The sequence below is a fragment of the Streptomyces sp. NPDC002690 genome (genome assembly GCF_053592415.1).
This window is the reverse complement of record NZ_JBSFVR010000209.1, coordinates 1-12712: the sequence shown is the minus strand read 5'-3', so window position 1 is coordinate 12712 and position 12712 is coordinate 1. Positions and strand designations below refer to the sequence as shown.

The window sequence follows — 12712 nt, the reverse complement described above, 5'->3', positions numbered from 1 at the left end:
CCCGCGCGGCGGGGCCCCGGCACACCGCGCCCGCCGCCGCCCTCGCTCCCGGCCCGGTCCGCAGCGGCTTCCCGGCGCAGCAGCAGCAAGCCCACCACCGCGACCGCCCCCATCACCGCGAAGCCGGCCCCCGGCGTCGACCCCGAGGGGTGCGTCTCGTACACCAGCGCCGCGGAGAGGACCGCCAGCCTCCGGCCGGCGGGTCCCCGGCACGCCCGTACGGCGACGAACGGCACTCCCCACAGGGCGTACCACGGCTGCACCATCGGCGAGAGCACCACCAGTGCCGTCAGCGCCAGGCCCAGCGCCAGTACGGGGTCCAGGCGACCGATGGCCGAGCGCCACCCGAGACGGACGACGAGGACGGCCGCCGCGGCGAGCCCGAGGAACCGTACGGCCGACTTCACCGCGTCGTAGTCCGCCCAGGCCGTCAGGTGGGCGAGCGCGCCGAGGCCGGCCCCCAGGTCGCTGGAGACGGAGAGCGACGTGTGGATGCCGGCCGCCACGCTCTGCGTGTGCAGCCAGCCGAAACCGGTGCCGCTCACCGCGGAGACCGCGAGCACCGTGGCGGCGGCGACCAGGCCCGGCCCGAACAGTCCGGTCGCGATCCGTCGCGCGGGCGAGCCGGCGGACGCCCTCCCCACCACCACGCCGACGAACAACAGGGCAAGTCCGGCAGGGGACTTGACCATCATCGCCAGCCCGATCAGCACCGCGCCGAGCACCCAGCGCCCCCGCAGCGCGCACACCGCGCCTGCCAGCGCGAGCCCGGCCATCAGGCCGTCGTTGTGCGCTCCGCCCACCACGTGGATCAGGAGCAGGGGGTTGAGCGCCGCGAGCCACAACGCCCCGCTCTCGTCCGCCCCGTACTCCCGCGCGAGGCGCCGCACCGCCCACACGATCAGCAGCAGCGCCCCCACCGCGACCAGCCGCAGCACGACGACCGCGGGGACCAGGGTGCCGCCGGTGAGCGCCACCGCGCCCCGTGCCAGCAGCAGGAAGAAGGGGCCGTACGGAGCGGGGGTGTCCCTCCAGTGCCGGCCCACGCTGGCCGCCGCGTCCCCGGCGGGTCCCGCCGGGTCGAGGACCGAGGGGCCCTGGCTGTACACGTCGTGCCCTTCGAGGACCATCGCCCCCTGCGCGACGTAGCTGTAGACGTCCGCGCTGTACAAGGGCGGCGCCAGCAGCAGCGGCGCCACCCACCAGGCGAGCGTCACCAGCGTGTGCCGTACGGAGGCGCCGTTGCGCCCGTACGCCCACCAGGCGACGACGAGCACGGTGAGTCCGGCGTAGGCGAGGACGGAACCGGCCGTGGTCACCGCCGGGCCCCGGTCCGCCCACCAGCCCCACGGGTCGTGCGCCGGAAGCCTTCCGGCGACCCAGCCGCCCGCACCGACCCCCAGCGAACCGGCCAGTCCCAGCCGACGACATCCCACGACACCCAGTCCCCGCATCGGGCCAACCTACCGAACCGGGGTGAACGACCGCCGCCCCCCGAGTGGCCGCCCAGGAATGCCCCGCGGACCGGAAGCGGTCCGGAAGCGGCCGGAAGCGGACCAGAACCAGGCCTGAAACCGTACCGAAACCGCCCCGACCGGGCCCGGCCGGATACGACAGGGAAAGGAACCTAAGCACCCGCTCAGCGGTCTCTGATAAGAACGGAGCGCACAGCGAAGACACCACCGGACGAACGGAGCCGAACCCATGGGCGACCAGAGCGCACCCGTGTTCCCGCAGGACGTGATCGACGAGTACGCCGCCCTCGGCGTCGACCTGCCCGCCCTCTTCTCCGCCGGGCACCTCGGCGAACGGATGGGCGTACGGATCACCGAGGCGTCCGCGGACCGCGTCGTCGGCACCATGCCGGTCGAGGGCAACACCCAGCCCTACGGACTCCTGCACGGCGGGGCGTCCGCCGTGCTCGCCGAGACCCTCGGCTCCGTCGGCTCGATGCTGCACGGCGGCGCCGGGAAGCTCGCGGTCGGCGTGGACCTCAACTGCACCCATCACCGCGGGGCCCGCAGCGGGCTGGTGACCGGCGTCGCCACCCCCGTACACCGCGGACGCTCCACCGCCACCTACGAGATCGTCATCACCGACGACCACGGCAAGCGCGTGTGCACCGCCCGCCTGACCTGCCTGCTGCGCGAGGCGCCCGTCGCGGGCTGAACCGCCCCACCCCGCCGCACCTCTTCACGCCCCACACCCCACTCCCCCACCTGCCCGGCCGGGCCCGTGAACCACCCCGGTCGGGCATCTTCATGCGCACTACACGTAACACCAGTTGACCATGAGATCCAGCCAACTCACCCGGTATTGCACGGGGTTGGACACACCACTTCACGCCACCCCGCGGACGCGACCGAGAAGCAAACCGCCCGACGTAACACTGCGTAACAGGCGCGCAATGCGGGCGACACCCACCCCTCACCCCGCTCCACACCCCGACCTGCTCGCCGACGACCGCCGATCGGCCTCGCCCGTCAGCAGCAAGATCACCCCAAGCCCCTTAGCAGAGCTGGGCGTTCTCACCATGCGAGAGGAATCCGCCGCGCCCGAACCGGCACGCACCCCCTCGCCACCTCAAGCCTTCCTCAAGTCATAACAAGACAGTCACATCCTTGCCCACACCCGTCCACGATCCCACCACCTGCGCCTAGAGTCACCGCCAGTCACCGCGCCGCCGGGCGCGGCAGCAGCACGCCCCTGTACCCAGTACGTACGGCTTGGCGAACGACAGGCACCTCAACGGAGGAGGCCGCGCCAGGGAAAGGACTTTTCGTGCGACACCGTTCATTGCTCATACTCACCGCAGTGCTCACCACCGGAGCACTCTCCCTCACCGCCTGCGGGTCGCGCGACGACGACAAGGGCAGCGACGGCGCAAGCGGCAGCGGTAAGAACCAGACCGTCGTCATCGGCCTCGACGCCCCCCTGACCGGCGACCTCTCCGCCCTCGGCCTGGGCATCAAGAACTCCGCCGACCTCGCCGTCAAGACGGCGAACAAGGAGAAGACGGTCCCGGGCATCACGTTCGAGCTCCAGCCCCTCGACGACCAGGCCCAGCCCTCCGTCGGCGGCCAGAACGCCCAGAAGTTCATCGGCAACAAGGACCTCGTCGGCGTCGTCGGCCCGCTGAACTCCAGCGTCGCCCAGTCGATGCAGAAGCCCTTCGAGGACGCCAGTCTCACCCAGGTCTCGCCCGCCAACACCGGCACCGAGCTGACCCAGGGCGACAACTGGAAGGACGGCGACGCGGCCAAGAAGCGCCCGTTCAAGACGTACTTCCGCACCGCCACCACCGACGCCATCCAGGGCGCCTTCGCCGCGAACTACCTGTTCAAGAACGCGGGCATCAAGGACGTCTACCTGATCGACGACCAGAAGACGTACGGCGCCGGCCTCGCCGCCTCCTTCAAGACGACCTTCACCGGCCTCGGTGGAAAGATCGTCGGCAGCGACCACGTCAACCCCGACGACCGCGACTTCAACTCCGTCGTCACCAAGGTGAAGAGCTCCGGCGCCAAGGCCGTCTACTACGGCGGTGAGTACCCCGCCGGCGCGCCCCTGAGCCAGCAGCTCAAGGACAGCGTCAACATCCCGCTCATGGGCGGCGACGGCATGTACAGCGCCGACTTCATCAGCCTCAACAAGAAGGCCCAGGGCGACATCGCCACCTCGGTCGGCAAGCCCGTCGAAGAGCTCGACTCCGCCAAGAAGTTCATCGCGGACTACTCCGCGGCCGGCTACAAGGACGCCTACGAGGCGTACGGCGGCGGCACCTACGACGCCACCTGGTCCATCATCGAGGCCGTCAAGATCGTCGCCGCCGAGAACGACGGCAAGCTCCCCGACGACAGCCGCGAGAAGGTCCTCGCCGCCATGGCCAAGGTCCAGTTCGAGGGCGTCACCGGCCCGGTCGCCTTCGACCAGTACGGCGACACCACCAACACCATGATGACGGCCTACCAGGTCGACGGCGGCAAGTGGGTCTCCAAGCTCAGCGAGGCCGTCGCCAAGTAAGCACGACCACTCCCCACTCCGGTCGCCACCAGGCAACCCGACCGCGCGGGAGCGCCACCAGCGCTCCCGCGCGGTGCCATATCCGAACCACTCCAACGGAGGCCCTGCGGTGCACGAACTGCCGCAACAGCTGGCCAACGGACTCATCCTCGGCGCGATGTACGGACTCATCGCGATCGGCTACACGATGGTCTACGGAATCATCCAGCTCATCAACTTCGCACACGGCGAAATCTTCATGATCGGAGGCTTCGGAGCACTCACCGTGTACCTCTGGATGCCCTCCGGTTGGAACCTCCTCGCCATCGTCCCCCTCATGATCATCGGCGGCGTGATCTGCTCCGTCGCCGTCAGCGTCGCCGCCGAACGCTTCGCCTACCGGCCCCTGCGCAACGCACCCCGCCTCGCCCCCCTCATCACCGCGATCGGCCTCTCCCTCGCCCTCCAGCAGGCCGTCTGGATGTGGTACCCGGACGCCAAGGCCGACCGCTCCTTCCCCCAGTTCAAGGGAAGCGCCTTCGACCTCCTCGGCGCCCACGTCCAGCGCGGCGACCTCTTCGTCCTCGTCGCCGCACCCGTCTGCATGCTCGCCCTCGGCCTCTTCGTCTCCAAGACCCGCGCCGGCCGCGGCATGCAGGCCACCTCGCAGGACCCCGACACCGCCAAGCTCATGGGCATCAACACCGACCGCATCATCGTCATGGCCTTCGCCATCGGTGCCGCGTTCGCCGCCGTCGCCGCCGTCGCCTACGGGCTCAAGAACGGCCAGATCGGCTTCAAAATGGGCTTCATCATGGGCCTCAAGGCCTTCACCGCCGCCGTACTCGGCGGCATCGGCAACATCTACGGCGCCATGCTCGGCGGCGTCGTCCTCGGCCTCGCCGAGGCACTCGCCACCGGCTACATGAGCGACGTTCCCGGCATGGAACTCTTCGGCGGCGGCGCCTGGAAGGACGTGTGGGCCTTCGTGCTCCTCATCGTCGTCCTGCTGCTGCGGCCACAAGGACTGCTCGGCGAACGCGTCGCGGATCGGGCGTGACAGCGATGACCACACACACCACCCGCGCGCCCCTCAACCTGCCCCCCGCGACCGCCCGCGCCCTCACCACCGCCGGCACGGCCGTCGCCCTCGCGGGCACCTTCCTCGCCTGGACCTGGACCGACGAGTTCCCCGGCGACCTCACCGTCACCGGCTACCCCGGCGGCCTCCAGGTCCTCACTCTCGTCGGCTCCCTCGTCACCCTGCTCCTCATCCTCTCCGGATACGGCGTCCGAGGACTCCGCTGGCTCACCCCCGGCGGCACCAACACCTCCGTGCGCTACGCCGCACTCGCCGTCCTCGCCACCACCGGCTACGCCGTCGGCGCCATCACCGTCGACCTCGGCGGCATCGTCAACCTCGAACCCGGAGCCTGGGTCAGCCTCGCCGGTGCGCTCGTCGCCACGCTCGCCGCCTTCGGCCTCCCCGCCGACCAGGCGCTCGCCGACGAGAACCCCAGCGGACTCGCCGTCCTCGGCAACAGCCTGACCGCACCCGCCCCGGCCCGCGCCCGCGAACTCCCCTCCTGGGCCGAAATCCTCATCATCGCCACCTCCTTCGGCGTCGCCCTCTACCTCTTCTCGTTCATCATCGACACCGAGTACACCGAACTCTTCATCGGTTCGCTGCTCACCTTCGGCTTCGGTTTCACCGCCCTCCACCGCGCCGGCATCATCAACCGCCTCACCGCGCTGACGGTCAAACACCGCAACGTCACCCTCACCGCAGCCCTCGTCGCCGCCTTCTGCTTCCCCTTCACGCAGTCCACCGGGGAATACACGCTCATCGGCACGAACATCCTCATCTTCGCGGCCGTCGCCCTGGGCCTCAACGTCGTCGTCGGGCTCGCCGGCCTCCTCGACCTCGGATACGTCGCCTTCCTCGGCGTCGGCGCCTACACCTCCGCCCTCGTCTCCGGCGCGTCCGCCTCGGCGATCGGCATCCACTTCCCCTTCTGGGCAGCGGCCCTCACCGGAGCAGGCGTCTCCCTGGTCTTCGGCGTCTTCATCGGCGCCCCCACCCTGCGGCTGCGCGGCGACTACCTCGCCATCGTCACCCTCGGCTTCGGAGAGATCTTCCGCGTCACCGTCAACAACCTCAACGGCAACAGCGGACCCGACCTCACCAACGGATCCCAGGGCATCCCCTCCATCCCCGACCTCGACATCTTCGGATTCGCCTTCGGGGAGAGCCACGACATCGGCCCCTTCAGCCTCAGCAGGTCCGCCAACTACTTCCTGCTGATGCTCCTCGTCACCGCCGTCGTCATCCTCGTCTTCCGCCGCTCCGGCGACTCCCGCATCGGCCGCGCCTGGGTCGCCATCCGCGAGGACGAGACCGCCGCCACCGCCATGGGCATCAACGCCTTCCGGCTCAAGCTCCTCGCCTTCGCCCTCGGCGCCACCCTCGCCGGCCTCGCCGGGACCGTCCAGGCCCACGTCAACTACACCGTGACGCCCGAGCAGTACCAGTTCGCCGGCGCCGTACCCCCGAACTCCGCCTTCCTCCTCGCCGCCGTCATCCTCGGCGGCATGGGCACCCTCAGCGGACCCTTCGTCGGCGCCGCACTGCTCTACCTCATCCCGGCGAAGCTCCAGTTCATGCAGGACTACCAGCTGCTCCTCTTCGGCATCGCACTCATCCTGCTGATGCGCTTCCGCCCCGAAGGCCTCATCGCCGACCGCCGGAAGCAACTCGAATTCCACGAGGCCGACGAGAACAACCTGGACAACCAGCCCGACGTACCCGAACCACGGCAGTCCGAGGACACCGGCGCCGGCATCGCCAAGGCGGGGGCGTGACCACCGTGACCACCACCACGAACACCACCGAGAACCCCGGAGCCCCCGCGACCGGCGGCACCGTCCTCGACGCCACCGGCGTCACCATGCGCTTCGGCGGCCTCACCGCCGTACGCGACGTCTCCCTCACCGTCGACAGCGGCGAGATCGTCGGCCTCATCGGCCCCAACGGCGCAGGGAAGACCACCTTCTTCAACTGCCTCACCGGCCTCTATGTCCCCACCGAGGGCACGGTCAGCTACAAGGGCACCGTCCTGCCCCCCAAGCCCCACCTCGTCACCCAGGCAGGCATCGCCCGCACCTTCCAGAACATCCGGCTCTTCGCCAACATGACCGTCCTGGAAAACGTCCTCGTCGGCCGCCACACCCGCACCGACGACGGACTCTGGTCCGCCCTGCTACGCCTGCCCAGCCACACCCGCGCCGAGAAGGCCAGCCGCGAACGCTCCATGGAACTGCTGGAGTTCATCGGCCTAGCCCACAAGGCGGACCACCTCGCGCGCAACCTCCCCTACGGAGAGCAGCGAAAGCTGGAGATCGCGCGCGCCCTCGCCAGCGACCCCGGACTCCTCCTCCTCGACGAGCCCACCGCCGGCATGAACCCGCAGGAAACCCGCGTCACCGAAGAGCTCATCTTCGCCATCCGCGACCAGGGCATCGCCGTACTCGTCATCGAGCACGACATGCGCTTCATCTTCAACCTCTGCGACCGCGTCGCCTGCCTCGTCCAGGGCGAGAAGCTCGTCGAAGGCACGCCCAGCACCGTCCAGAGCGACGAACGCGTCATCGCCGCCTACCTCGGCACCCCCTTCGAGGGAGCCCCCGGCGCCGACGAGGTCGCCGAGGTCGAAGCCGCCGAGACACAGGCCGGCCAGAGCAGCACCGCGGAAAGCACCACCAGCACCACCCCCGGGGAGGAAACCTCATGACCGCGCTCCTGGAAGTCGAGGACCTCCGCGTCGCCTACGGCAAGATCGAGGCCGTCAAGGGCATCTCGTTCAGCGTCGAAGCCGGCCAGGTCGTCACCCTCATCGGCACCAACGGCGCCGGAAAGACGACGACCCTGCGCACCCTCTCCGGGCTCCTCAAGCCGGCCGGCGGGCGCATCGTCTTCGACGGGAAACCCCTCGCCGACGTCCCCGCCCACAAAATCGTCGCCCTGGGCCTCGCCCACTCCCCCGAGGGACGCCACATCTTCCCCCGGCTGACGATCGCCGAGAACCTCCTCCTCGGGGCCTACCTGCGCAGCGACAAGGCGGGCATCGAGCAGGACGTCCAGCGCGCCTACGACCTCTTCCCCATCCTCGGGGAACGCCGCAAGCAGTCCGCCGGAACCCTCTCCGGCGGCGAGCAGCAGATGCTCGCCATGGGACGCGCCCTGATGTCCCGGCCGAAGCTGCTCATGCTCGACGAGCCCTCCATGGGCCTCTCCCCGATCATGATGCAGAAGATCATGGAGACCATCGTCGAGCTCCGGTCCTCCGGTACGACGATCCTCCTGGTCGAGCAGAACGCCCAGGCGGCCCTCTCCCTCGCGGACCAGGGTCACGTCATGGAGATCGGCAAGATCGTCCTCTCCGGTACCGGGGCGGACCTCCTGCACGACGAGTCCGTCCGCAAGGCCTACCTCGGCGAGGACTGACCTAGGACTGACCCCGCCCGCACATGCCGCACCCCGGCGCCGGTCCTCAGGTCCACCCCGTGCTCGCGGTGGACGCGGGCGACATGCGCCCCCACCCGTGGGCCGACGACGTGGGCGAGGGGCACGGCGGCGGGCTCGACGAGGGTGACGGCGGCGCCCAGGGTACGGGCGGCGGCAGCCGTCTCCGTACCGAGGAATCCGGCGCCCACCACGACCAGCCGGCCCCCCGCCGCCAGCCGGTCGCGCAGCGCCAGGGCGTCGGTCAGGTCCCGCAGGACGTGGACGCCCGGTGTGCCGCACTCCGGCAGGCGGCGGGGCCGGACCCCGGTGGCGACGATCAGGGCGTCGTAGGCGAGCGGGGTGCCGTCGGCGAGGGTCACCGTACGAGTGGCCGGGGACAGGGCGGTGGCGGCCACGCCGAGCCGGAGGTCCAGACCGAGTGCCTCCAGGGTCTCCGGCCGGCGCAGCCGGAGGCGGTCGGGCTGCCACGCTCCGGTGAGGATCTCCTTCGACAGCGGCGGCCGGTCGTACGGCGGATGCGCCTCCTCGCCGACGAGGGTGAGGGAGCCGTCGAACCCCTCGCGCCGCAGGGTTTCGGCGGCCGACAGTCCTGCCGCGGAGGCGCCCACCACCACGACGCGGCGCGGTGGCGCCGCCGTCACTCCTCCTCCAGCCAGATCGCCGCGGCCGGGCAGACGGCCACGGACTCCTTCACGTCCTCGTGGTGCTCGACCTCCGGCCGGTCGAGGAGGACCTGGACGATGCCCTCGTCGTCCTGGTCGAAGACGGCCGGGGCCACCAGGACGCACTGTCCGGACGCCACACACTTGGGCTGGTCGACTTTGACGCGCATGCGTTTCTCGATTCCCTCGTCGGTTCCGTTGCCGATTCGCGGTCGATTCGCGGTCGGTTGGCGGTCGGTTCGCGGTCGGTTCGCGGTCGGTTGGCGGTCGGTTCCGTTGCCGGTGCTACCAGGTGACGGGCAGGTCGTAGACGCCGTAGATGACGCCGTCGTGCTTGAAGCGGAGCTGGTCGAGACCGGTGGCCAGGGCCAGGGTGGGGATGCGGCGGTACAGGGTGCTGTAGACGACCTGGAGTTCCACGCGGGCCAGCGGCTGGCCGAGGCACTGGTGCACGCCGAACCCGAAGGCGACGTGCCGGCGGGCGTCGCGGGTGATGTCGAGCCGGTCGGGGTCGGGGAAGACGTCCGGGTCGCGGTTGGCGGCGTCCGCGGCGCAGATGACACCGTCCCCGGCGCGGATGGTGACGCCGCCGATCCCGATGTCCTCCAGCGCCACGCGCAGGCGGCCGAAGTGGACAATGGTCAGGTAACGCAGCAGCTCCTCCACCGTCGCGGCGACCCTCTTGGGGTCGTCGCCGTCACGCAGCAGAGCGAGCTGGTCCGGGTGCCGCAACAGGGCGACCGTGCCCAGCGCGATCATGTTCGCGGTGGTCTCGTGGCCCGCCGCGAGCAGGAGCGCGCCCATCTCGGCGGCTTCGCGGGAGGTCAGTTCACCGGTGGCCACGCGCCGGACGGCCAGATCGGACAGGATGTCGTCGCCGGGCTCGGCCATCTTCTCGGTCAGGAGTTCCTGCAAGTAGTCGACGAGCGCCTCGGAGGCCGCGACCACTTCCTCGGGGGTGCCGTTGCGGCGGACCAGCACCTTGGTGTGCCGCTGGAAGAAGTCGTGCTTGTCGTAGGGCACGCCGAGCAGTTCACAGATCACCAGGCTGGGCAGCGGGAGCGCGAACGCTTCGACGAGGTCCGCGGGCCCGGGGTTCGCGAGCATGCGGTCGATCAGATCGTCGACGATCTTCTGGATCGCGGGCCGCATCGCCTCCACCCTCTTGATCGCGAAGGGGGCCGTCGTCATCCGGCGCAGACGGGCGTGGTCGGGGTCGTCCATGGTGATGAAGGTGTGGCGGGTCCGGCTCCGGGCCAGCGCCCCGGCGTCCCGGTGGGGGTAACCGGGCCGTGCCGGGTCGGCGCTGATGCGCGGGTCGCCGAGCAGGGCGCGCACCTGGTCGTGACGGGTGATCAGCCAAGGCGTGCTGCCGTCCCACAGGCTCACACGGGAGGGTTGGCCGCCCTGCTGCTCCCGCAGAGCGGGAGGGGGGTCGAACGGGCAGCCGGCTGCCCTGGCCATCGGGTACTCGGGGTGGAGGGTCGGTGTCGTGACGGTCTCGGTCATGCCTGCCTCCTGGGCAGAAGGACGTCGAACAGGCTCTCTCACGGAAACCACTCCCGCGACCGGCGACGTACACCCCCGGGGGAACGGTGTTCGGCGCGTGCGACCGCGACGCGGCCGGAAGTCCTCGTAGCGGAGCCACCAGGGCTTTTGGCCGACGCCGCGAGCGTGCGTGCGGAACACCGCGACGGGGCGAATCGTGCCGGGAGCGGAACTAGGTGCCTGGGGCAACGATATGAACGGAGATCCTTCCGTCAACAGAGCCCAGGGATTCTCCATCGCTATCAGGCCACCCGTGGACCACGCAGGATGTCCGGCTCTGCTCGCATTACCGCAGGAGCACCCGCCGCGACGGGCGGGGCCCGACGCGGCGACGCCCGTCCGCCGATTGGCCTGGATGTGGAAGTGCCTGACACGGGTAGCGGCGGCCCCCGCCGCAAGCGTCCGGGGCCCCCGGACGGCGAGCGTCCCGGCCCGCCATAAGCTGCGCCCCATGCGCAAGCCGACCCACCCGTCCCCCCGGCGCCCGCTCGCGGCGCACGAGCGCCTGCTGAGGGGCGACCCCCTGGTCACCGTCCTGGACGCGGCCGATCCCGAGGCCTGGATCGACCTCGACCAGCGTGTCCGCGAGGGGTGCGCGCGCGGATCGCGCGGACATGCCTCACCCGGCCCCGGCGCCGAGGACGACAAAACCGCCGGGCAGCCGTTCGACCCGCGGTGGGACGAGCACGCCCGGGACGTGACCTGGACGGACTTCCCGCCGTCCGAGCCGGAGACCGCCGTGGCCCTCTGCCACTCCGACCCCCGGGTGCGCGAGGCCGCGCTGCCGTTCACCGCCGGGCGCCCCGCCCTGCTCCCGCTGCTGCTCCTGCGGTGCGCGGACAACAAGGCCCCGGTACGGGACCGGGCCCGCCGGGCGCTCATCGCCGCCCTGGACGGCCCCGGGGGGGCGGAGCGCGCGGCCTCACTGGTCCCGCTGGCCGTGCAACTGGCGCTCCGCCCGCACGGCCCGACCGGCCTCACGCTGGTCCTCACCGCCGCCCCCGTGCTGCCGCCCTCGCTGCCCCACCTCCTGATGGCGAGCCCCCGGCCGCAAGCCCGGCTGCTCGGCATCAGGCTCTGCGGGGAGCGGGGCGTCCTGACGCCCACCCGGCTCACCGAGTTCATTCTGACCGCCCGGGACCTGAGCATCCGACGGCTCTGCACCGACGAACTCCTCGCGCGGGTCCGTCCCGGTGATCCGGACCGTCTCCTCGACCCACTGCTCACCGCCACCTCGGCGGCGACCCGCTCCTCGGCGGTGAACGCGCTGCACCGGGCGGGACGCGGCCCGGAGGCGTTCGGCCACCTCGCCGACCCCTCGGCCCGGGTGCGTTCGACCGCCCGGCTGGTGCTGCGGCTGGAAGGCGCGGACCCGTGGGCGTACTACCGGGAGCGGTGCGCGGACCCGGCCGCGCCCGGGTTGCCGCCGGGCGCGCTGTTCGGGCTGGCCGAATCCGGGTCTCCGGACGCGGCCGGGCTCCTGCGTCCGCTGACGCGCCATCCGGAGGGCCGGGTGCGCGAGGCGGCACTGGCCGGGCTGCGCATGCTGGACGCCGTCTCCCCCGACGAGCTGATGGCCGCCATGGACGACCCCTGTCCGCCTGTGGTGCGCGTTGCCCGCAAGGCCCTGGCACCGTACGTCCTGTTCGTCCCCGAGGAGTGGCTGGCCGGTCTGGTGGCCCCGGACCGGCCGACGCACGTACGCCGGGCCGGACTCCGTCTGCTCGACGCGCACGGTCTCGGGCTGCGCAAGCGGCTGCTGGAGGGTATGGAGGACGACGCGGACGCGGAGGTCGCCCACCAGGCGCAGCGCGCCCGGTACGAGCGGATGCCACCTCCCGGCGCGACCGGCTGAGCCACTCCGGGAAGGGGCCCGCCATCGCGACCGGCACCGTTCGGCCGCCGCCCGGTCCGCAGCTCCCGCTGTCGACCAGCACCTCGGCGAGCCGGGCCCGCCGCAGTTGCGCGAGCAGCC

General features: G+C 71.2%; 10 protein-coding genes and 1 pseudogene. 7 read left to right on the top strand and 4 right to left on the bottom strand.

Annotated elements, in window-relative coordinates; genetic code table 11:
* Positions 1 to 1454 (bottom strand): polyprenol phosphomannose-dependent alpha 1,6 mannosyltransferase MptB (mptB, locus tag ACWD3D_RS23655; RefSeq protein WP_451462812.1); only part of this gene is annotated, 1454 nt, incomplete at its 3' end.
* A gap of 250 nt (positions 1455 to 1704) precedes the next feature.
* Between mptB and ACWD3D_RS23650 the strand changes: the two genes are divergently transcribed.
* From ACWD3D_RS23650 to ACWD3D_RS23625, 6 genes are all read left to right on the top strand, one after another.
* Complete coding sequence (locus ACWD3D_RS23650) at positions 1705 to 2169, top strand: PaaI family thioesterase (RefSeq protein ID WP_451462811.1); 465 nt, start codon at positions 1705 to 1707, stop codon at positions 2167 to 2169.
* 627 nt (positions 2170 to 2796) lie between these two features.
* Positions 2797 to 4023, top strand: coding sequence for a branched-chain amino acid ABC transporter substrate-binding protein (locus tag ACWD3D_RS23645; protein WP_451462813.1), 1227 nt, complete (start codon positions 2797 to 2799; stop codon positions 4021 to 4023).
* Between the two features lie 109 nt (positions 4024 to 4132).
* Complete coding sequence (locus tag ACWD3D_RS23640; RefSeq protein WP_387371536.1) at positions 4133 to 5062, top strand: branched-chain amino acid ABC transporter permease; 930 nt, start codon at positions 4133 to 4135, stop codon at positions 5060 to 5062.
* Positions 5063 to 5067: 5 nt separating this feature from the next.
* Positions 5068 to 6864: a branched-chain amino acid ABC transporter permease gene (locus ACWD3D_RS23635; RefSeq protein ID WP_451462810.1), complete on the top strand. Its 1797-nt coding sequence runs from the start codon at positions 5068 to 5070 to the stop codon at positions 6862 to 6864.
* Entirely contained in the window at positions 6861 to 7793 is a 933-nt protein-coding gene (locus tag ACWD3D_RS23630) for an ABC transporter ATP-binding protein (RefSeq protein WP_451462809.1), read from the top strand. Before ACWD3D_RS23635 ends, ACWD3D_RS23630 begins: the two co-directional genes overlap by 4 nt.
* Positions 7790 to 8506, top strand: a complete 717-nt coding sequence (locus ACWD3D_RS23625; protein WP_451462808.1) for an ABC transporter ATP-binding protein — start codon at positions 7790 to 7792, stop codon at positions 8504 to 8506. The genes ACWD3D_RS23630 and ACWD3D_RS23625 overlap by 4 nt, the downstream gene beginning before the upstream one ends.
* A 5-nt stretch (positions 8507 to 8511) precedes the next feature.
* On the opposite strand, the pseudogene ACWD3D_RS23620 reads toward ACWD3D_RS23625, so the two are convergent.
* The 3 genes and pseudogenes from ACWD3D_RS23620 to ACWD3D_RS23610 form a co-directional block, all read right to left on the bottom strand.
* Positions 8512 to 9168: pseudogene (locus ACWD3D_RS23620) on the bottom strand (NAD(P)/FAD-dependent oxidoreductase); the annotation flags it as partial.
* Positions 9165 to 9359, bottom strand: coding sequence for a ferredoxin (locus ACWD3D_RS23615; protein WP_451462807.1), 195 nt, complete (start codon positions 9357 to 9359; stop codon positions 9165 to 9167). The pseudogene ACWD3D_RS23620 and the gene ACWD3D_RS23615, both read right to left, overlap by 4 nt.
* A gap of 115 nt (positions 9360 to 9474) precedes the next feature.
* Positions 9475 to 10698 (bottom strand): cytochrome P450, encoded by a 1224-nt coding sequence (locus ACWD3D_RS23610; protein ID WP_451462806.1) that lies wholly within the window; start codon positions 10696 to 10698, stop codon positions 9475 to 9477.
* A 490-nt stretch (positions 10699 to 11188) separates the two neighbouring features.
* Between ACWD3D_RS23610 and ACWD3D_RS23605 the strand changes: the two genes are divergently transcribed.
* Positions 11189 to 12592, top strand: a complete 1404-nt coding sequence (locus tag ACWD3D_RS23605; protein WP_451462805.1) for a hypothetical protein — start codon at positions 11189 to 11191, stop codon at positions 12590 to 12592.
* Positions 12593 to 12712 lie beyond the last annotated feature (120 nt).